Source organism: Flavobacterium sp., from assembly GCF_027490375.1.
GTDB lineage: Bacteria > Bacteroidota > Bacteroidia > Flavobacteriales > Flavobacteriaceae > Flavobacterium.
Genome location: NZ_JAIXYH010000076.1, coordinates 23,605 through 45,628 on the forward strand (window position 1 = coordinate 23,605; position 22,024 = coordinate 45,628).

At 42.2% G+C, this 22,024-nt stretch carries 18 protein-coding genes; 3 read left to right on the plus strand and 15 right to left on the minus strand.

Annotated features, from left to right (window positions below):
* Positions 1 to 66: 66 nt before the first annotated feature.
* The 4 genes from trxA to Q0064_RS11645 all read right to left on the minus strand — a co-directional run bounded on the left by trxA (position 67) and on the right by Q0064_RS11645 (position 6,620).
* Positions 67 to 384, minus strand: coding sequence for a thioredoxin (gene trxA / locus Q0064_RS11630; RefSeq protein ID WP_298148395.1), 318 nt, complete (start codon positions 382 to 384; stop codon positions 67 to 69).
* Positions 385 to 909: 525 nt separating this feature from the next.
* Positions 910 to 5,406: a DNA polymerase III subunit alpha gene (dnaE, locus tag Q0064_RS11635; protein WP_298148396.1), complete on the minus strand. Its 4,497-nt coding sequence runs from the start codon at positions 5,404 to 5,406 to the stop codon at positions 910 to 912.
* Positions 5,407 to 5,571: 165 nt separating this feature from the next.
* On the minus strand, positions 5,572 to 5,937 hold the full coding sequence (locus Q0064_RS11640; protein ID WP_094486422.1) for an RNA-binding protein: 366 nt from the start codon (positions 5,935 to 5,937) through the stop codon (positions 5,572 to 5,574).
* A 128-nt stretch (positions 5,938 to 6,065) separates the two neighbouring features.
* Positions 6,066 to 6,620, minus strand: coding sequence for a DUF6252 family protein (locus Q0064_RS11645; RefSeq protein WP_298148397.1), 555 nt, complete (start codon positions 6,618 to 6,620; stop codon positions 6,066 to 6,068).
* Between the two features lie 227 nt (positions 6,621 to 6,847).
* On the opposite strand from Q0064_RS11645, the gene Q0064_RS11650 reads away from it, so the two are divergent.
* The 3 genes from Q0064_RS11650 to Q0064_RS11660 are packed head-to-tail and all read left to right on the plus strand — an operon-like array spanning position 6,848 to position 8,671.
* A complete protein-coding gene (locus Q0064_RS11650) occupies positions 6,848 to 7,420 on the plus strand; it encodes a 30S ribosomal protein S16 (RefSeq protein ID WP_298148398.1) in 573 nt (190 codons plus the stop codon).
* 12 nt (positions 7,421 to 7,432) lie between these two features.
* Positions 7,433 to 7,957: a ribosome maturation factor RimM gene (gene rimM, locus Q0064_RS11655; RefSeq protein ID WP_298148399.1), complete on the plus strand. Its 525-nt coding sequence runs from the start codon at positions 7,433 to 7,435 to the stop codon at positions 7,955 to 7,957.
* Positions 7,958 to 7,960: 3 nt separating this feature from the next.
* Positions 7,961 to 8,671: a methyltransferase gene (locus tag Q0064_RS11660; protein ID WP_298148400.1), complete on the plus strand. Its 711-nt coding sequence runs from the start codon at positions 7,961 to 7,963 to the stop codon at positions 8,669 to 8,671.
* Between the two features lie 616 nt (positions 8,672 to 9,287).
* Here the strand turns inward: Q0064_RS11660 and queG are convergent.
* From queG to Q0064_RS11715, 11 genes are read right to left on the minus strand one after another with little or no spacing between them, the layout of a single operon-like run.
* The gene (queG, locus tag Q0064_RS11665) at positions 9,288 to 10,196 is read right to left on the minus strand and encodes a tRNA epoxyqueuosine(34) reductase QueG (RefSeq protein WP_298148401.1); all 909 of its coding nucleotides are present in this window, start codon (positions 10,194 to 10,196) and stop codon (positions 9,288 to 9,290) included.
* Between the two features lie 21 nt (positions 10,197 to 10,217).
* Positions 10,218 to 11,240, minus strand: a complete 1,023-nt coding sequence (gene ruvB / locus Q0064_RS11670) for a Holliday junction branch migration DNA helicase RuvB (RefSeq protein WP_298148402.1) — start codon at positions 11,238 to 11,240, stop codon at positions 10,218 to 10,220.
* 17 nt (positions 11,241 to 11,257) lie between these two features.
* The gene (locus Q0064_RS11675; RefSeq protein WP_298148403.1) at positions 11,258 to 11,542 is read right to left on the minus strand and encodes a GNAT family N-acetyltransferase; all 285 of its coding nucleotides are present in this window, start codon (positions 11,540 to 11,542) and stop codon (positions 11,258 to 11,260) included.
* Positions 11,523 to 11,759 carry a (4Fe-4S)-binding protein gene (locus tag Q0064_RS11680; RefSeq protein ID WP_298148404.1) on the minus strand — a complete coding sequence of 79 codons (237 nt, stop codon included), beginning with the start codon at positions 11,757 to 11,759 and terminating at the stop codon, positions 11,523 to 11,525. The genes Q0064_RS11675 and Q0064_RS11680 overlap by 20 nt, the downstream gene beginning before the upstream one ends.
* Before the next feature lie 56 nt (positions 11,760 to 11,815).
* Positions 11,816 to 13,621: a cbb3-type cytochrome c oxidase subunit I gene (locus tag Q0064_RS11685; RefSeq protein ID WP_298148405.1), complete on the minus strand. Its 1,806-nt coding sequence runs from the start codon at positions 13,619 to 13,621 to the stop codon at positions 11,816 to 11,818.
* Between the two features lie 17 nt (positions 13,622 to 13,638).
* Positions 13,639 to 14,814 (minus strand): cytochrome c oxidase subunit II, encoded by a 1,176-nt coding sequence (locus Q0064_RS11690; protein ID WP_298148406.1) that lies wholly within the window; start codon positions 14,812 to 14,814, stop codon positions 13,639 to 13,641.
* 18 nt (positions 14,815 to 14,832) lie between these two features.
* Entirely contained in the window at positions 14,833 to 16,398 is a 1,566-nt protein-coding gene (locus Q0064_RS11695) for a quinol:cytochrome C oxidoreductase (RefSeq protein WP_298148407.1), read from the minus strand.
* 26 nt (positions 16,399 to 16,424) lie between these two features.
* Positions 16,425 to 16,970, minus strand: a complete 546-nt coding sequence (locus tag Q0064_RS11700; RefSeq protein WP_094486410.1) for a cytochrome c — start codon at positions 16,968 to 16,970, stop codon at positions 16,425 to 16,427.
* Between the two features lie 7 nt (positions 16,971 to 16,977).
* Positions 16,978 to 17,502 (minus strand): DUF3341 domain-containing protein, encoded by a 525-nt coding sequence (locus Q0064_RS11705; protein WP_298148408.1) that lies wholly within the window; start codon positions 17,500 to 17,502, stop codon positions 16,978 to 16,980.
* The gene (nrfD, locus tag Q0064_RS11710; protein WP_094486408.1) at positions 17,495 to 18,898 is read right to left on the minus strand and encodes an NrfD/PsrC family molybdoenzyme membrane anchor subunit; all 1,404 of its coding nucleotides are present in this window, start codon (positions 18,896 to 18,898) and stop codon (positions 17,495 to 17,497) included. Before nrfD ends, Q0064_RS11705 begins: the two co-directional genes overlap by 8 nt.
* Positions 18,899 to 18,928: 30 nt before the next feature.
* On the minus strand, positions 18,929 to 21,994 hold the full coding sequence (locus Q0064_RS11715) for a TAT-variant-translocated molybdopterin oxidoreductase (RefSeq protein WP_298148409.1): 3,066 nt from the start codon (positions 21,992 to 21,994) through the stop codon (positions 18,929 to 18,931).
* Positions 21,995 to 22,024: the final 30 nt, after the last annotated feature.

Below are 22,024 nucleotides of genomic sequence, written 5' to 3' on the forward strand. Positions count from 1 at the left end.
AAGTTACTGTTTTAAGCAAAAAAATCCCGCACAGGCGGGATTTTTGTTTGTATACAACTGTATGAATTACAAATGTGCGTCGAGCGACTCGGCGTAGGTTTGTTTTGGAGCAACACCTACTTGCTTATTCACTACTTCGCCGTTTTTGAACGTTAATACAGTAGGAATATTTCTGATTCCGTATTTTGCTGCGAACTCTTGGTTGGCGTCAACATCAACTTTGCCTACTACAGCTTTTCCAGCGTACTCGGTTGCTAATTCTTCGATTACCGGACCTACCATACGGCATGGCCCGCACCATGCTGCCCAGAAATCAACCAAAACAGGCTTATCTGATTTTAATACAATCTCTTCAAAAGTCGCGTCTGTAATTGCTATTGCCATAATTATATATTTTCTGTACAAAAGTACAAGGATTCAACGAAATGGATTCAAAATTTATATCGCTTTTAGCTATTTCGGTATGCCGATTACCAATCTTAGGCGATAAAAGCGTGGGCTTGTTGCTCCGAATTGTTGGTGTTTAGTGACTCGATTTTTGGAGAAATTGGGTGTGCCGGCTGTGCGAAAAATTGCCCGTAATATTGCAATATTACCTCGGGTTAAAATATTGAAAACAAGATAATTAATTGATTTAAAAAAAGATCCAAATTCCTTTCTTTACCCATTTGAAAACATAACGTTTTTTCTGGAAACGATTGCTGCGGTAAGGACAGCAGCGGATAGCTTTTGCACGGAATTTTTACAAGTGACGGCAGCGGCAATGCGATAGCACGTGCAAGCGCCTGACACTTGAAAAATTCCGTGCAAAACTTGCAGCGCATGGCCTGACGGCGGTGATGTACTTCCACCGAACGCGTACCGCCGGACCGCCCAAAAAACCAATAAAAGTATTGCTAATGCGCGCTTTTACGACAATTTAAAGTTGATTTGCGAACGCTCTAAAACATCGAGTAGCTCGTTAGTAAGGGCAATTTTATGACGTCGGCAACCCAGGTTAATTTTGGTGTTTTCGACCGTTTCGGCGATTTCGGGTTTAACATAAACGGGCGTTTCGGGCGCTTCTTCCAAGCCATCGGATTCGATGGTATCATCTACAAAAACCTCGGGAGCAGCTGCTGTTACGACCGTTTCCGGTTCCATAATCTCGGCAATTTCGAAATGTATGGTTTTATCTCCGCGATTGTCGCGTACCAACTGTACGATAAAATCGATTAGCTCGTCGGTGAGTTGATTTACGTTTAGTTTAAACGTGATGCTGCTGCAAATTTCGCTGATGACATTTGCCAAAAGCGAAAAATTAAGGAAGGTAACTCGAGGTTCGCCTCGCGTGTTTGTTTCTTTACGCAGGTAGCCTTCGACAATTTTGACCTTAAAGAAAACGAATTGCCCCGGAGTGAGAAAGTGTCTGAATTTCAGATACTCTTCGCCAAAAATCCTAAAATTGTAAGACGTTTCGTAGCATTCTAAATTAAACATCCCAAAACCGCGTCCTTTGCCGTCGGTTCGGTGTTCTGCGGAGGCGATAATTCCGCCGAAACTCAGCGTTTTACCGATATGCGGCGTGAGTTCGTCGAGTATGCCGGCTTCGGTTTTGCAAAACGATTTTATGACTTGCTTGTAATCGTCGAGCGGATGCCCGGATATGTAAATGCCAACAACTTCCTTTTCTTTGGAGAGCTTTTCTAACGTATTCCATTCTTCGCAAAAGGGCAAGGTTGGTTCGGGAAGTTGAATTTCGGCTGCATCGCCAAACAAGCTCACTTGAGCTGCGTTTTCGTTGTCTTGGTGGCGCGAACCGTAGCGTAAGGCTTTCTCGATAACGGTGGAATTTTCGTTTTTATCAATCGTGAAATACTGAGCACGGTGCGTTCCATCGAACGAATCGAATCCGCCAGCCAGCGCCAAGCTTTCGAAGGCTTTTTTGTTAGCCGAACGCAAATCGATTCGTTTGGCGAGATCGAACACCGACTTGTATCTTCCGTCTTTTCTTTCGGCGACAATTGTATCTACGGCATTTCGACCCAAACCTTTAATGGCTCCCATACCAAAACGAATAGCTTGATTGGCGTTTACGGTAAATTTATAGAACGATTCGTTGACATCTGGACCCAAAACACGCAATCCCATGCGGCGGCATTCTTCCATAAAAAACGACACTTGTTTGATATCGTTCATGTTGTTAGAAAGTACGGCAGCCATGTATTCGGCTGGATAATTGGCTTTGAGGTACGCGGTTTGGTAGGCAATCCAGGCGTAGCAGGTAGAGTGCGATTTATTAAAAGCGTATTGTGCAAAAGCCTCCCAATCTTTCCAGATTTTTTCGAGTGCTTCTTGTGGATAGCCGTTTTTTACTGCACCTTCAATGAAATCGGTTTTCATTTTCGCCAGCGTATCAATTTGCTTTTTACCCATTGCTTTACGCAGAACGTCGGCTTGACCTTTGGTGAAGTTGGCCAATTTTTGGGAAAGAAGCATTACCTGCTCTTGATAAACGGTAATTCCGTAGGTGTCTTTTAGCAATTCTTCGCAGGCATCGATATCGTACACGATGGGTTCTTTTCCGTTTTTTCGATTGATAAAAGACGGTATATACGCCAAGGGTCCGGGGCGATACAAGGCGTTCATGGCAATCAAATCTTCAAAGACCGTAGGCTTGAGATTTTTCATGTGCTTTTGCATACCGGGCGATTCGTACTGGAAAATACCTACAGTTTCGCCGCGTTGAAAAAGCTCGTAAGTTTTCACATCGTCTATCGGAAAGGCATCGGGGTCGAGATCAATTCCGGTGCGGTACTTCACTAATTTTACCGTGTCTTTAATCAGGGTTAGGGTCTTCAAACCCAAGAAGTCCATTTTCAGCAAACCTGCACTTTCCACAACCGAGTTATCGAATTGCGTGACGTACATGTCTTCTTCCTTGGCTGTAATTATCGGAACGAAGTTGGTGATATCGTCGGGCGTAATAATTACTCCACAGGCGTGAATTCCGGTATTTCGGAGCGTTCCTTCGAGTTTACGCGCTTGGTTTAAGGTTCCGGCGACGGGATCGTTATTTCCTGAAATCTGGCGTAAAGCTTTTACTTTTTCGAAATCTTCGGCACGTAGATCAGCTTTTAGCTTTCCTTCATCGGCGTTGAAGATTTTCTCCAGATTTAGGTTTGAAGGAATCATTTTCGCCAGACGGTCGGCTTCAAAAAGTGGTAAATCGAGTACGCGAGCGGTATCACGAATCGCCGATTTCGCTGCCATAGTACCGTAAGTTACAATTTGTGCAACCTGTTTCTTTCCGTATTTATTGATTACGTATTCAATTACTTTGCCTCGACCTTCATCGTCGAAGTCGATATCAATATCGGGCATCGACACACGCTCCGGATTCAGGAAACGCTCAAAAAGGAGGTTGTATTTCAGCGGATCGATATTGGTAATTTTAAGGCAATACGCAACAACCGACCCAGCTGCGGAACCACGACCGGGACCAACTGCTACGCCCATTTTTCGGGCTTCGGCAATGAAATCTTGAACGATGAGAAAGTATCCTGGGTAACCGCTGTTGGCGATTGTTTGCAATTCAAAATCGATACGTTCACGGACTTCATCGGTAATTTCGGTATACCGTTCATTGGCGCCTTCGTAGGTAAGATGCCTCAAGTAGGCGTTTTCTCCGCGTTTTCCGCCGTCGGCTAGATCTTCGGAAACTTGAAACGATTCGGGGATATCGAATTTTGGAAGTAAAACTTCGCGCGCTAATTGGTAGGATTCGACTTTATCTAAGACGTCTTGAATGTTGAGAATGGCTTCGGGAACGTCGCGAAACAGTGCTTTCATTTCGTCTGCCGATTTCAAGTAATACTCTTGATTTTCGAGTCCGTAGCGCGAGCCGCGTTCGTTGCCAATTGGCGTACTTTTCTTTTCGCCGTCGCGCACACAAAGCAAAATATCTTGTGCGGCAGCATCTTCTTTATTGACGTAAAAAGTATTGTTGGTTGCAACGATTTTTATCTGGTGCTGTTTTGCGAATTGAATGATTTGTTCGTTCACTTCGTCTTCTGCCGGATGGCCGTGTCGACAAATTTCGAGGTAAAAATCGTCGGCGTAAAGCTGTTTCCAAGCGAGCACTGCTTCTTCGGCCTGGCGTTGTCCGACGGAACGCAATTTTGCAGCAATTTCGCCGGTCATTCCGCCGGAAAGTACTATTAAATCCTGGCCGTATCGGTTGAGTAATTCGCGATCGATTCGAGGCACGTAGTAGTAACCCTCGGCGTGTGCGATTGAAGAAAGCTTAGCCAAATTATGGTAACCGCGTTTACTTTTTGCGAGGAATACCATTTGGTAACCGTTGTCTTTCACCGATTTATTGAGGTGGTTGTCGCACACATAGAATTCGCAGCCAACGATTGCTTTCAGCGGACGTTCTGTGGCTACGGCTCCCAACTCTTCGGCTTGTTGATTGCGGGCTTTCACTCCTTTGTTGTGATTTTCTACTTCTTGAATGAGGCGAAACGACCCCATAAGATTCGAATAATCGGTTAGTGCAATTGCAGGCATTTTGAGCTGAATAGCTGCTTTTACGAGCGCCGAAACACTGGAAGTTGATTGCAGGATGCTAAACTGACTGTGATTGTGTAGATGCGCAAACTCGGCTGCTAAAAATTCATTGGATACTTCGGCAGTTGTATGATCTACAACTTGTTTATCGGTTGCTTTTAGCTTTTTGGATTCGGTTTTGAAGTTTACGTGTTGTAGACCCAGTAGTTTTATACCTTCTGCGTTAAGTGCTTTAAACTCCTGAAGTTCGGTTTCAGAAATTTGCAAGGCATCGGGTGTAAAAAGATCTATAAATACGAGCTGGAAGAAGCAACGTGCGGTGGCTTCAACGTCGGCAGTTGCGTTATGTGCTTCCGCAAAACTATCTGCGAAAAGGTAGTTATAGAGTTCGGATAGTGTCGGGAATTTGTATTTGGATCGACCTCCGGGAAGTTTAAGTAATTCGGCTGTTTTTTCGGTACAGGTATCTAGAACGGGTTTGGATTCGAGTACATTGGTTCGATTGGCGCGCACAAATTCGGCGCCCATGATATTGAGGTCGAACTTTAGGTTGTGCCCAACGAGAAAGTTAGCTTGTGCAACAGCTTCTTCGAAGGCATCGAGTACGTTGTTGAGAGGCTTACCGTCGCGTTGTGCAAGCGCTGTTGATATACCGTGAACGCGTTCGACATCGTATGGGATGTTGAATCCGTCGGGAGTGATCAGGAAGTCGCCTCGCGAGATTAGACTTCCATTACTTTCGTGTAGTTGCCAAGCGAGTTGAACGCAGCGTGGCCAGTTTTCAACGTCGGTGATTGGCGCGTCAAAATTTTTAGGAAGTCCGGTAGTCTCGGTGTCAAAAATGAGGTACTTCATTGAAATTTAGCAAATAAGGCTGTAAGGTGACAAAAAATCTCGAACATCAAAAATACGGAAGAGTTTGTGTTGTGATTGTTAAAGAAGACTAGCGTGAGCGAAAAGTTGTAAACAAAAAAAACCGCTTGATTGCTCAAACGGTTTTAGATAACTTCTGAAGTAAGTTTAGTAACCTCTATCGTTTCTGTTACCTCCGCCACGGTTAAACCCGCCTCGATCGTTTCCGTAACCGCCACCTGAGCGACCTCCACCAGTTCTGTTACGATCAAAAGAGCGACGTTCTCCTTCCGGACGTGGTTCTGATTTGTTCACAACAATAGTGCGTCCCGATACATTTGCACCGTTTAATTCGTTAATGGCATTTTGTGCTTCGTCGTCATTAGGCATTTCGACAAAACCAAATCCTTTACTTCTACCGGTCATTTTATCGGAAATGATTTTTACCGAATCTACTGCCCCGTAAGCTTCAAAGGATGCTCTTAAATCTGCTTCCTCTATACTCCACGGAAGACTACCAACAAAAATGTTCATAAGAAAAAAATATTAATTCGAGGTAAATGTAGTCTATATATTCTCGGAAAACATCAAACAACTGTTATTTATTTGCAAATAAAAAAAGCGCTTGTAAAAAGCGCTTCGTAGTTTGAGTTCGTTTATGGTTAGAAAACAGCTATGTTGTAAAAGTTTCCTTCTTGAAAATTCACGTTATCAGCAGCCAAAGTGCTCTCTCCTTGATACTTGGCGTTAAATTTGAAAGTTCCCGATATTACCCTTCTCTCTGGGTCCCACTTTGTTACTACAATCTGTAGGTTTCCTGGATCTTCGCGATCGGTATTGAAACCTAGACCAGTTACATATTCTAGCTCAGTTCCACCATCGGTGAAAGTATAGCTTGCGCTGATATCGTCGTCTAAGGTAGGTTCAGTAGGGTTGTATCCGTACGTATACGTTTGCGCGTTAGCCGCATTGATCGCGACTGATAAGTCAAGAGGAAAAGAAATTGTTGTTACTTCTAGTCCGTTATACGATGTGATTGTCAACTTTCCTGTATTCGGAACCGCAGGATCTGTAGGTGTATGATCGCCTGATGTCACATCGCCTCTCCAAACACGATTGTCTTTGCGGGCTTGAAAACCTGGATCATTAAAAACTACTTCGTTCTCGCAAGCAATTGCCACTAATGCGAAAACCAATATTGAAAAAATTTTCTTCATTTGAGTTAATCGGTTAATATGACTTTGAGAAGTCGGTTACAAAAATAGTTTTTAAAACGAAATAGCAATCATATCCGCTCATAAAATCAAAAAATTACGCCAGAAATAGAATTTTTATAACAAACAACAAATTTGAAAGACCCACTTACGGTATTTCGGAAATTTATAGTACTTTTGCAGCCTTAATTAACAGAGGTCGAGTACCTCGCAATTTAATCAATAAGATTATGGCTGTAAAAATCAGACTACAGAGACACGGAAAGAAAGGTAAACCATTTTATTGGGTAGTTGCTGCCGATGCACGTTCTAAGCGTGACGGTCGTTACCTAGAGAAATTGGGAACTTACAATCCGAACACCAACCCTGCAACAATCGACCTAAACATCGATCATGCTGTGCAGTGGTTACACAATGGTGCACAACCAACCGACACTGCGCGTGCTATTCTTTCTTATAAAGGAGTGCTTTTAAAGCACCACTTAGATGGCGGCGTTAGAAAAGGAGCTTTAACTCAAGAGCAAGCTGATGCGAAATTCGCTGCTTGGTTGGAAGAAAAAGTTGGAAAAGTTGACGCTAAGAAAGACAACCTATCAAAAGCAAAAGCAGATGCGAAAGCTAAAGCACTTGCTGCTGAAAAAGCTGTAAACGAAAAACGTGCAAATGCTGCTGCTGAAGCTGAAGCTGCTGCAAAAGCTGAGGCTGAAGCTGCTGAAAACGCTGCTGCTGCTGAAGAAGTTGCCACTGAAGCTGCCGCTGAAGAGCCTGCTGCTGACGAAGCTACTGAAGAAACTCAGGCTTAATTTTTTCTGCGAATGCGAAAAGCTGATTGTTTCCACTTAGGCAAAATCGCGAAAAAATTTAGCTTTAAAGGCGAGCTCTTACTGTATCTCGATACCGACGAACCTCACCTTTACCAAAATTTGGAATCAGTTTTTGTTGAATGCAACAACGAACTGATTCCTTTTTTTATGGAAAGTGCTTCCTTACATAAAAACGACTTTCTACGCGTGAAATTCGAAGATGTAAACTCCGAAGCCGAAGCCGACGAACTCATCGGAAATGCACTTTACCTCCCACTCTCTTTCCTTCCAAAACTCAGCGGAAACAAATTTTACTTCCACGAAGTAATCGGATTCACCATCGTCGATCAAAAAGAAGGTCGCGTGGGCGTAATTCAATCGGTGAACGACAGCACAGCACAACCACTGTTCGAAGTGCTCGATGGCGAAACAGAAATGCTTATTCCGATGATCGATCAGTTTTTAGTTAAAGTAGATCGCGCCAAGAAAGAAATTGTCATGAACTTGCCGGAAGGCTTAGTCGATATGTACCGCTAATACATGCCTGTTTTTTCATTCAAAAAATTTGATATTCAGCAAGATAAAGCCGCGATGAAAGTGGGCACAGACGCTGTAATTCTCGGAGCATTTTCCGATATTTCCAACCAACCGCAAACTATTTTGGATGTTGGTGCCGGCACCGGAATTCTGGCTCTTATGCTCGCACAACGCTGCGGCGCCGAAATTATTGACGCCATTGAAATCGACGACGCGGCCTATTTGGAATGCGTCGATAACTTTGAAAACAGTCCGTGGGGCTACCGCCTATTTTGCTATCACGGCGACTTTGCGGAGCTCGTTGAAGATTCGGAGTATGGTTACGACTTAATAATTTCGAATCCGCCGTTTTATCTCAACCAGCACTTCGCAGAAAACGAAAGTAGGACAACGGCTCGATTTGCCGACAAATTACAACCCGAATTCTTTTTTTCTTGCGCGGCCGACTTGCTTACCGAAACAGGAACCGTACAAATTATCGTTCCGGAGGTCGATCATCCGGTTTGGGTAAACGCCGCAAAAAAGGCAGAATTGCAACTACGACACCGCATGATTATTTACCCAATGCCCGGAAAAGCAGCTAAACGAACGGTCTTGCAGTTCGGATTTGACGCGGTAGCAGTAACCGAATCGGAACTAACCGTCGAGGAAAGTCGCGGGAACTATACGGCACAATACCGCGAAGCAACGAAAGATTTCCATCCTAAATTTTAACGACACTGCTTGACATGTGGGCGGTCCGGCGGCAAACTTACCGTGGAAATACATAGCCGCCGTCAGGCCATACGCTATATCTTTTGCCTACGTACCTCCGGCAAAAGGATGCCGCTGCTGTCCTTACCGCGAAAGCCGTTATCAAACGTTAGTGTTTTTGACGAATTATTTCAGGAAATTTTTTTACTTTTTTAATTAGTTAAAAATATGATTATCATTGATTTAATACGAGGTAATATTGCATTATTACGAATGGATTTTTGCAAATCCGTTTAGTCCTTTTTCGGCTCTATAATTTTTCAACCAAAATAGATTTTGATTGCAATCAAGAATAAACGTCGATTGATCTCAGCACTTTCAATCTTAAATCTTCTATCTTAATACTTAATACTCCCATCTTAATACTTTTCCCGTGTGAGCGGGCGCAACGGCATCCTTTTAGGCGTACTCGAATTTCCACTAAATAATGGCCTAAAAGATACAGTGGAGCACGCGACGGCGCTAAGGCACGTCCAAATTCGATTAACATGCGTTGGTGTGTTTGTTAATTGGAAAAGCTTGCACGGGCACTTTGTGGGTTTGTTACGTTGAGCGCCGGCACACCCAAATAAAAAAATCAGATCAACTTTTCTAGATTTCGCTTTAAACCCGCATAACCGGGTCGTTCGAGCGGCGACTTGCGGAAAATTTCCGAAAATGTATCTTCAGTAAGTTCTAGCCACTCTTTTTTAGACATTTCCAAAATCTTTGCGTTGGGCAAAAACAGGGGTTCGTTGTGTGGTTTACTGAACTTATTCCAAGGGCAAACGTCTTGGCAAACATCGCAACCAAATGCCCAATTGTCTAGATTTACTTCGTCGGAAATGGGAAGATGCGACTTTAATTCAATTGTAAAATACGAAATACACTTACTGCCATCAACCACGTAAGGTGCCACGATAGCTTGGGTAGGGCAGGCGTCGATGCAAGCTGTGCAAGTACCACAATGGTCGGTTACAGGCGTGTCTGGTGGCAATTCGAGATCTACAATCAGTTCCGCGATAAAATAAAACGAGCCGACACTTTTGGTAATTAAATTACTGTTTTTGCCGATCCATCCTAAGCCCGATTTTGCCGCCCAGGCTTTGTCGAGCACCGGCGCCGAATCGACGAACGCGCGTCCGTTTATCTCACCGATTTCCGCGCGCATAAAACGCAAGAGCTCTTTAAGCTTGTCTTTTATCACGAAATGATAATCGGTTCCGTAGGCGTATTTAGAGACCTTGAACGAGTCTGAAACCTGTGTTTTCTCGGGAAAATAATTGAGTAACAGTGAAATTACCGTTTTCGCGCCTGGAACAAGCAAACGCGGGTCGAGGCGCATATCGAAATGATTATTCATATACGACATTTCGCCTTGGTACTTATTTTTGAGCCACGATTCGAGGCGAGGTGCTTCGGTTTCCAGAAATTCGGCACGCGAAAAACCGCAGGACAAAAATCCAAGCTCTGCGGCTTTTGTTTTAATTAGTGCGCTGTAATCCATGAAAACCGACTTTAAAACGAGTTAAAAAAGGCTGCCCTGCGCGTTTGGACGCGATTTTCCTAGATGCTGGAATGCTTTGTCGGTTACTTCTCGTCCGCGTGGTGTACGCATAATAAAACCTTCTTGAATAAGAAACGGCTCATATACTTCCTCGATAGTTTCGGCGCTTTCACTCACTGCTGTTGCCAGCGTAGACAGTCCGACAGGACCACCTTTGTACTTATCGATGATGGTCGATAGAATTTTATTGTCCATTTCGTCAAGACCGAACGCATCTACATGCAAAGCTTTTAATGCATAGCGTGCAATTTCGATATCGATGGTGCCGTTTCCTTTAATTTGTGCAAAATCGCGAACACGACGTAAAAGTGCGTTTGCAATACGTGGAGTTCCACGACTTCGGCCAGCGATTTCGATCGCAGCATCGGTTGTAATGGGCGTTTTAATAATGCCAGCACTTCGTTCGATGATCGTACTGAGCAACTCTTTATTGTAATACTGTAATCGACTTTGAATCCCGAAACGAGCACGCATAGGCGCAGTGAGTAATCCCGAACGTGTGGTGGCACCGACAAGCGTAAATGGGTTAAGATTGATTTGAACGGATCTGGCATTAGGACCCGATTCGATCATGATATCAATCTTGAAATCTTCCATGGCAGAATACAAATACTCTTCCACCACTGGACTTAAGCGATGGATTTCGTCGATAAAAAGCACGTCGCGTTCTTCGAGGTTTGTTAGTAAACCTGCTAGATCACCGGGTTTATCAAGTACCGGACCTGAAGTGATTTTTATACCCACACCAAGTTCGTTGGCTAGGATATTAGCCAAAGTCGTTTTCCCTAATCCAGGCGGACCGTGAAAGAGGGCATGATCGAGCGCTTCGCCTCGCAAATTTGCGGCTTTAACGAATACTTTCAGGTTTTCGAGCACTTGATCTTGACCCGCGAAATCATCGAAACTAAGCGGACGCAGTTTCTTCTCGAGGTCGAGTTCTTCGGGCGAGAAATGATTATCGGTTGGGTCTAAATTTTGATTCATAAACTATTAGCAAACTATTAGTGAAGTTTTGGTGCAATAATATCTTGAAAATCGTTTGTCTTTTTAAGGTAGGCAACTATAAACGGACAAAGAGGCACGATTTTGAATTCGAGCCGACGAATGAGCTCTAATGTTTCGACGACTAGTTTAGTACCTACACCTCGGCCGGCAATCTGTCGGGGAACGCAGGTGTGTGTAAGCAGCAATACTGCGCCGGGCTTTTCGACATATTCGATGAAAGCCGTTTCACCATCGATCGACGTTTCGAAACGCGAAGCTTCCTTATTTTGTATTACTTGCATTCTCGTCGGTATTCATGTAATAGGATAATGCTCCTGAAGGGCACCGTTTCACTTGGTTAACTATATCAGCTGTGCTTGCGTTTTCGGGTTGGATCCAAGGTTTATCCTTAGGCTTGAAAACAGCTGGAAGTTCTTTAGCGCAAAACGCCGCATGTATGCACAATTTCGGTTGCCATACTATAGTGACTTCACCGTTGGTATATTTCTTTTGTTCCATAGCTAAAATGAAATAAATATACAGAAAAAAGGCCTTTCAAATGAAAGGCCTTTGTATTAGTGATTCAGAACTTGTTCACCTGGTTTCATCGGAACGTTCTGTGGTACGAAATCATCGTCGTGTCCAGGCTTACTGTAATCGTAAGGCCATCTGTGTACTTCAGGAATTTCTCCTGGCCAGTTTCCGTGCATATGCTCCACTGGTGCTGTCCACTCGAGTGTGTTAGATCTCCATGGGTTTTGTTCTGTTTTCTTACCATAGAACATGGAATGGAAGAAGTTATACAAGAACACCAACTGGAAAGCGCCACCTACTAAAGCAAAAACCGTAATAAGTACGTTTACGTTTTGTAGGTCATCAAATAATGGGAAGTTTGTGTTGGTATAGTAACGACGTGGTAAACCAGCCATACCAATAAAGTGCATCGGGAAGAAAACTCCGTAAGCACAAACCGCAGTTACCCAGAAGTGAATGTAACCTAAGTTTTTATTCATCATACGCCCGTACATTCTTGGGAACCAGTGGTACACACCCGCGAATAAACCGTAAAGTGCTGAGATACCCATTACTAAGTGGAAGTGCGCCACAACGAAATACGTATCGTGAACGTTAATGTCGAGCGTGCTATCACCAAGGATGATACCTGTTAAACCACCTGTAATAAATGTTGAAACCAATCCGATTGAGAACAACATCGCAGGGTTCAGCTGTAGATTTCCTTTCCACAAAGTAGTAATGTAATTAAACGCTTTTACTGCCGAAGGAATCGCAATCAAAAGAGTTGTGAAGGTAAATACCGATCCTAAGAATGGGTTCATACCTGAAATAAACATGTGGTGCCCCCATACGATAGTTGAAAGGAACGCAATTGCTAAAATCGAAGCAATCATAGCACGGTAACCAAAAATTGGTTTACGTGAATTTGTTGCAATAATTTCAGAAGTGATACCTAAAGCTGGTAATAATACGATGTATACCTCAGGGTGTCCGAGGAACCAGAAAAGGTGCTCGAACAATACTGGTGAACCACCTTGGTAGTGCAGTACTTCTCCAGCAATATAAATATCTGATAAGAAGAAAGACGTTCCAAAACTTCTGTCCATAATCAACAATAAAGCAGCAGATAAAAGAACAGGGAACGAGATAATACCGATAACAGCTGTGATAAAGAAGGCCCATATGGTAAGCGGCAAGCGTGTCATCGACATACCTTTAGTTCTCAGGTTGATTACAGTTACAACGTAGTTTAATGAACCCATCAAAGACGAGGCGATGAAAATTGCCATCGAAACTAACCATAACGTCATACCTGTTCCTGAACCCGGAATTGCTTGTGGTACTGCAGAAAGCGGTGGGTAAATTGTCCAACCGGCAGAAGCTGGCCCTGATTCAACAAATAAGCTCGACACCATGATTACACTTGATAAGAAGAATAACCAGTATGAAATCATATTCATAAAACCGGACGCCATATCTCGTGCTCCACATTGCAGTGGAATAAGTAAGTTACTAAACGTACCACTTAAACCAGCGGTAAGAACAAAGAATACCATAATGGTACCGTGAATGGTAACTAAAGCCAGATAGATGTCATTTCGCATAACACCGTTTGGTGCGAAATCATCACCTAAAAAGAAACTAAAAACTTTAAAAGATTGCTCAGGCCATGCTAACTGCATTCTGAACAATAAAGACATTCCAATACCTATTACACCCATAATGATACCAGTAATCAGGTACTGTTTGGCGATCATTTTGTGGTCAATACTAAAGATGTATTTTGTAATAAAAGTATCCTTGTGGTGGTGCTCATGGTCGTGAGCGTGATCCAATGCGTGGTCGTGTGCGTGCGCTGCTGACATAATATTATACTTTTAAATTATTTTCTTAAAACTTGAGCCATTGTTTTTGGAGCATCGGCTGGAGCCGCAGCTGGTTCTGTTGCAGGGGCAGCACCTTCAGCAGGAGCTTCCTCGGCAGCTTTTGCTTCTTTCACAGCTTGCGCTAAAGTAGGTTTAGCATCAAGCCATTGTTTGAAGTCGGCCGGCGTGTCTACAACAAGTTTAATTTGCATGTTATAATGCGAAGCACCACAAATCTTGTTACACAAAAGCAAGTAATCAAAGATGTAAGGATCAAGAGGCGCCTTACCTTCAGCCTTTAATTCATTACTTTTTTGGATTCGGATTTTATTGATGTTGGCAACTTTCTCAATCATTTTTGGATCATTGCGCATTTCGTCCGTAGTTAGCGTTGGAGTGAAGGCGAATTGCGTAACCATTCCTGGAACACAGTTCATCTGCGCTCTAAAGTGTGGCATATACGCTGAGTGCAATACATCCTGACTTCTAAACTTGAACAAAATTTTCTTACCTTTTGGAACATGGAATTCGCCCGTTACCGTTTTATCATCTTGGGCATTAGGATCCGACATATCAACACCCATGCTATTTATACCTTCGATATAACGAACGTTTGCTTTTCCAAGCTCGTTATCATTTCCAGCATAACGAACTTCCCAACCAAATTGCTTTGCATATACTTCAACAATCATAACGTCATCTTCTTCATCAACGAACATGATATTGTTCCAAGCGTAAAGTCCGTATAAAATAAGACCGGCCAAAACAATCGCAGGAATAACAGACCAAATGAATTCTAGGCGATCGTTATCTGCAAAATAAAGAGCTACATTGCCTTTTTTGCCTCTGTACTTAAAAGCAAAATAGTGAAGCAACACTTGAGTCACTGCTTGAACGATAAAGATAACCACCCAAGTTATATTCATCAACTGGTCGATGTCTTTACCGTGCTCTGAAGCTGGGTTAGAAAGGACTAAGTGACCCCATTTCAATAAACCGTAAATTGTAAAGATATAGATGAACGCCAAGAAACCGAACATGAGGTAACCTTGGATATTGTTGTCTTTGTCATTTGCGATTTGAGAATCGTCGTAACCACCTTTCCTGGCCTGTGTTAACTGAAATATCTTTGTCAGTTGCCAAACAGCAATCCCCAACAAGGCTACGACAATAATTACCAACAAACTTTGCATCTGTTTAAATCTTTAAAATTAATAATGAAAATGCTTACTTTCTTCAATAAATGGATTGCGCTTCACGAGTAAATCTGCTTTTCCAAGCGCTGTAAATACAACCAAAAGGAACAGACCTACAAAGAACATGAGTGCGCCAATCTCAGGAATTCCGATGAACCACTGGTCTCCAACTGCCGATGGCATTATCATGTTAAAGAAGTCAACGTAGTGACCTAACAAGATTACGATACCTGCCATTACGATAACCCATTTGATGCGTTTGAAATCGGTATTGATTAGAATCAATAATGGGAAAAGGAAATTCATTACGAGCATTCCGAAGAATGGTAGGTTGTAATCTTCGATTCGTTGAACGAAGTAGGTAACTTCTTCTGGAATGTTTGCATACCAAATCAACATGAACTGCGAGAACCATAGGTACGTCCAAAATACGCTGATACCAAACATAAATTTCGCTAAATCATGAACGTGGCTGCTATTCACGAATTTCAACTCACCAACTGATTGTAGGTAAAGTGTAACTAATGCAATTGTAGTAATTCCACTTACGAAGAAACTAGCGAACACATACCAGCCAAAAAGTGTACTGAACCAGTGGGGATCGAATGACATAATCCAATCCCAAGCCATAATAGACTCGCTCACGATAAAAAACACTAAGAACCCAGCCGAAAGTTTAAAATTCTTTTTGTAGAAACTGTCATCAGAAGCAGCATCTTGTGCTAAACAATTCTTTCTAGACAGATAGCGATAGAGATTCCATCCGATCAAGAAAATAGCCGCGCGAATCAACCAGAATGTCGGATTCAAATATCCTGACTTGGCTTGGATCAATTTGTCATTCTTTACAACTTCTTCATCCATCCATACAAATAAATGGTTGAAGTGCATAGCAGATAAAACCAATATAACAAAGAAAATAATAGAACCTACTGGTAAATATGCGGTGATTCCTTGCATAACGCGAAACAGCACTGGAGACCATCCTGCTTGCGCTACTTGTTGAATTGCGTAAAATACAAGGACACCTAATGAGATCAACATCACAAAAATACACGCAACATACAACGCTGCCCATGGCTTGTTTTTCAATTGGTGGAATTGATGCTCTAAATGTGCTTGGTGAGCTGCGTGATCTTCATGTGCGGCATGAATGTCTTTTTTTGCTGCATTTTCATGGGCTACTGGAGCAACCGGAGCTACTGCGGTATCTTTTGCTACAATGCTTTCAGAAGACTTCACGTCAGCTGCAGCAACTACTGCAGTATCGACAGATTTTTTAATAGTATCTTCTTTGTGTGCTACATTTTCGTGTGCAACACCTTCATGTTTAGCTTCCTCAGTATGAGCGGCATCTTTGTGAGCTACCTCTTTTGATGCTGCGTGAGCATCCCCATGACCTGCAGTATGTGCAGCACCGTGAGCTTCGCCATGACCGCCATGCTCGCTATTTTTTGCAATAATTTCTTGAGCTTGTTCAATAGTCTTTGGAGCTTGCATAAAGCCCACTGCAATACCTATTCCTCCGAGTATGATCAGGAGAATTGCTGTTATTCTAAGATTGCGTGATATAGTGTACATAATCCGTAGTTCAGTAAATTAAGATATTACAGTTCGCTTTTTAATTTCATAACATAGGCAGCCACCATCCAACGCTCTTTAGCATCTAGTTGGTTCGCGTATGATCCCATTGAATTCAAACCAAACGTCTGAACATGGAAAACACTACCTACAGTGATAACTCTATCTTTATAGCTCGGAATACCCAAAAGCTTTTCTCTTTTTACAAGGTTTCCTTGTCCGTTTCCTTTTTCGCCGTGACAAATGGCACAATACACGTTGTAAAGTTCCTCAGCTTTTTTCATATCCACCTGCGTAGAATCTAGAGGTGAAGTCACAACTAATTTAGATGCATCGTAACCTGCAGTCGTATTTGGCAAATCGTAAATTTCTGCACCTCTTTTCAAGGTACCGTTTGGTGGAAGCTGCGCTTCTTGACCATTTTTAAAAGCACTAGACTCAGAATAAGTTTCGTAGCCAACAGACTCGTACATGTTAGGAAAGTACTGGTAGTTCGGACTCTTCTTATCATGACAAGAGGTCAACAAAACAACCAAAGCAAAAATGGAACTAATCTTTAATATATGTTTCATGGCTGAATTAGTGCTTTTCTATAACTTTAACTTCGACAGCTCCAGTAGATTTAAAGAAACTCACGGCTTCTTCTTCTGAACCTTTTAGTTCAACTTCCATAAGGAAATGATCATCGGTAGTTCTAACATCTGGATTTTCAGCTTCCTTAAAAGGCCACAATTTACTTCTCATGTAAAATGTTATTACCATTAAGTGCGCAGCGAAAAATACGGTCATCTCAAACATAACAGGCACAAAAGCCGGCATATTTTCGATATAACTAAAACTTGGCTTGCCTCCTATGTCCTGTGGCCAATCAACAATCATGATATTTCTCATCATCCAAGTTGCGAAACTGATCCCACAAACACCGTAAAGGAAAGCGCAGATCGCTAACCGAGTTGGAGCCAATCCCATTGCTTTGTCTAGTCCGTGAACAGGGAAAGGTGTGTAAACTTCTTCTATATGATGATGCGCCGCACGGGTTGCTTTTACTGCATCCATTAAGACATCGTCGTCGTTATAAATGGCGTGAATAACTTTATTAGTCATGGTGTACGTCTTTATTTGCTTCTCTTCTCTTTTTGTAATATTCTCCAGATGACTTCAAAATTGTCTTAACTTCTGCTTGAGCGATAACTGGGAAAGCACGAGCATACAATAAAAACAACACAAAGAAAAATCCAATTGTACCTATGAAGATTCCAATATCTACAAAAGTCGGAGAGAACATTGTCCAAGCTGATGGTAAATAATCTCTGTGTAGCGAAGTAACGATAATTACGAAACGCTCGAACCACATACCGATGTTTACTACAATCGAAATAACGAATGAGAACATGATGCTCGTTCTTAATTTCTTAAACCACATGAACTGCGGTGAAAACACATTACAAGTCATCATCGACCAGTATGCCCACCAGTAAGGTCCAGTTGCACGATTTAAAAACGCATATTGCTCAAATTCTACACCTGAATACCAAGCAATAAATAACTCAGTGATGTAAGCAACACCTACAATCGAACCAGTAATCATGATGATAATGTTCATCAATTCGATATGCTGTATGGTAATGTATGCTTCAAGATTAGATACCTTTCTCATGATGATAAGAAGCGTATTAACCATCGCAAAACCTGAGAATACTGCACCAGCAACGAAATACGGTGGGAAAATCGTAGTATGCCATCCTGGAATTACCGAGGTAGCAAAGTCAAATGATACGATTGTGTGTACGGAAAGTACAAGTGGAGTAGCTAAACCTGCAAGTACCAAAGACACTTCTTCAAAACGTTGCCAGTCTTTAGCTCTACCTGACCAACCAAATGACAGTATTGAGTAGATTCTTTTATTGAATGGCGTTACAGCGCGGTCGCGAATCATAGCAAAGTCAGGAAGTAAACCTGTCCACCAGAAAACTAATGAAACGGAGAGATATGTTGAAATCGCGAATACGTCCCAAAGAAGCGGCGAATTAAAGTTAACCCATAACGAACCAAATTGGTTTGGAATTGGAAGTACCCAGTATGCTAACCAAGGACGACCCATGTGAATGATTGGGAACAAACCAGCTTGAACAACTGAGAAGATAGTCATCGCTTCTGCAGATCGGTTGATTGCCATTCTCCATTTCTGACGGAATAAAAGAAGTACAGCCGAGATAAGTGTTCCTGCATGACCAATACCAACCCACCAAACGAAGTTGGTGATGTCCCAAGCCCAACCAATTGTTTTGTTCAATCCCCAGGTTCCAATACCTGTAGAAATGGTATAAGTTATACAACCAACTCCCCACAGAAAAGCAGTGAGTGCAATAAGAAAGACAGTCCACCATTGCTTGTTTGCTTTACCTTCAACAGGCGCAGCAACATCAACAGTCACGTCGTGATAAGATTTATCACCAATTACTAAAGGTTTTCTGATGGGTGCTTCGTAGTGAGACGACATATTTCCTTTATGATATTACTTAATAGTCAATTAAACGTTTCTAACCTTAACATGATACATCACGTTTGGTTTTGTCCCGACGTGCTCTAACAAATGATACATGCGCTCATCTTTCAACAATGAAGCAACTTCGCTGTCTTTGTTATTTACATCTCCAAACTTCATAGCACCGGAAGAACATGCTGCCGAACAAGCGGTTTCAAATTCGTCTGCACGAACTTCTCTGCCTGAACGTTTAGCTTCTAAGATAGTAGCTTGAGTCATTTGGATACACATCGAACATTTTTCCATAACTCCACGTGAACGAACATTAACGTCTGGATTTAGAACCATTTTTCCTAAATCATCGTTCATGTGGAAATCAAACTCGTCGTTGTTATTATACAAGAACCAGTTGAATCTTCTTACTTTATATGGACAGTTGTTGGCGCAATAACGCGTTCCCACACAACGGTTGTAAGCCATGTGGTTTTGTCCTTGACGGCTATGCGATGTTGCGGCAACCGGACAAACAGTTTCACAAGGCGCATGATTACAGTGCTGACACATTACAGGTTGGAAAGCTACCTGTGGATTCTCCGAAGCAGATTCTAATTCTAAGAAACCACCTAAGGATCCTTTATCTCCTGTTAATCCGTCAAACCCTTCTTTCTTTTCGTTATCACCCTCGAAAGTCGTTTCACTTGAGTAGTATCTGTCGATACGCAGCCAATGCATATCGCGGCTCCTTCTCACTTCCGACTTTCCAACAACAGGAACATTATTCTCAGCATGACATGCGATAACGCAAGCGCCACAACCTGTACATGCATTTAAGTCGATTGATAAGTTGAAGTGATGCCCAGTAGAACGATCGAAAGAATCCCACAAATCAACTTCAACAGCTTTGACTGGACTGTGATCTAGAGAAACCATCGGAGCAACGTTCCATTTAGAAGCGTCTTCTGTTCTGAAGATTTCAAGTGTAGTTTCCTTTACAATATCGCCACGACCCATCAAGGTTTTATGTAACTGAACGCAAGCAAATTCGTGCTCACCGTCAGCTTTAGATATACTTACAGGTACTGTAGATTTAAAATTTTGGTACAACACAAATGCGTTGCTACCCACTTGCATCTCCTCTTTTAATCCTTCTTTCTTACCATAACCGAAAGAAAGACCAATTGTACCTGGAGCTTGACCTGGCTGAATGATTACTGGAACTTTCTCCAATTTCGCAGATCCTACAGTTAAGTTAACATAGGAACCGTTCAAACCTCCGTTTGCAACATTTAAATTCACCAAACCTAACTTATCAGCGTCGGCTTTTGAAACAGTTACGTAGTTATCCCAAGACACTCTAGTAATTGGATCTGGGAACTCTTGTAACCACGGGTTATTGGCATGTTGACCATCGCCCATCCCTACTTTAGAATATAAATTCAATTCGTAAGGACCTTCGCTTTTCGCAGCAGATAAAACAGTAACAGCATCTCCAACAGCAACACCTGTTGACTGACCTATTGCATACGTTCCGTTTACACCATCGTGTAGAACTTTACCCCAGCTTAATCCACCAGAAACTACCGGGAAATTAGCTTTAAGATAATCGTAATATGAAAGATTTTTGCGACCTGTTAAAGCCAATAAAACATCTTCAAACTGTTTGTTAGCAGAAAAAAGTGGACGAATAGTAGGCTGTGCTAAAGCATAGCTTCCCTTCAACAATGAGTAATCACCCCAAGATTCTAGGTAGTGGTTTGAACCAATGACAATTGAAGAAGCAACAGCAGTTTCATCAGAACGTAAACCTATGAATACTGAAGTTGGAACTTTCTTCATTGCAGCTTCGAAGCCGTATGATTTTGGTAAAGAATAAACCGGGTTTACGTGTGATGTAATCAATACACCCACATTTCCAGCATTCATTTCTTGTAATACTTGTGCTATTGCAGCATTTGAGCCTTGGCGAACTAATCTAGTTCCCGCAGTAGTGTAAGCTTCAGAAGTAAGCGCAGCATTTATAGCTAATGCTAATAATTGTGCATTTTTATCGTCGATTCCACACAATAAAACACCTTTGGAACCAGCTGCTTTTAATTGTTGAGCTGCTTTTGACACAGCGTCTTTGTGTTTTGCATCAACGTTACCACTCACTCCTGTTCCAGTAACTACACCGTAAACAGTTAAAAGTGCTTGAATTTGCTGGTAATTTGACATTGGTACACGCTTGTCGGCAGATGCGCCAGATAAAGTCATGTTCGCTTCAAACTGGAAATGCTTTGACATTTTTCCATTTTTCGGAACACGTTTCGATGTGTATCCTTTTTCGTAACCTCCACCTTGCCAATCGCCAAGGAAATCGGCACCAATTCCCACAACTACATCTGCTTTCGACAAATCGTAATCAACCAAACCTCTTGTTCCGAAGGCTTGCTGATAGGCGTCTAGAGCTGCCGAAGAAGAAACAGCATCGTACATTACGTGTTTTGCTGTTGGGTTTGCAGCGATAAATTCTGCAATTAGTTTAAAAGTTGTCGGACTAGCGATTGTCGGAGTCAACAAAACAACCTGTTTTCCAGCGGTCTTTGCATCAGCTAAGGCTTTCGAAATGGCATTACTAACCGTATCGAAATCGGCAGTTTTACCTTTGATCGTAGGTTGTTTGATTCTGTAATTATCGTAAAGACCTAAAATCGAAGCATGAACACGTGCATTTGCCGAGAAAGTAGCACCTGCCGTTTTATTGTTTTCGATTTTAATTGGTCGGCCTTCTCTCGTTTTCACCAAAACGTTGGCAAAATCGTAACCATCGAAAACAGTTGTAGCGTAATAATCTGCTACACCTGGAATCACTGATTCTGGTTGCACAACATAAGGAATCGATTTGTGAACCGGACCTTCGCAAGCTGCCAATGTTGCCGCTGCAGTAGAGAAACCTACGAACTTTAGAAAATCTCGTCTAGAGGTTCCGGTAGCATTTAGTTTATCTGCATTTCCTAAAAACGAATCTGTTGGAATTTCTTCTACAAACTCATTGCTTCTCAATGCGTCAACAATAGAACTATTTTCATTTAGCTCTTCAACACTTTTCCAGTATTTTTTATTTGATGACATTCTTTTCGATGTTAGGCTAGAAACTTTATT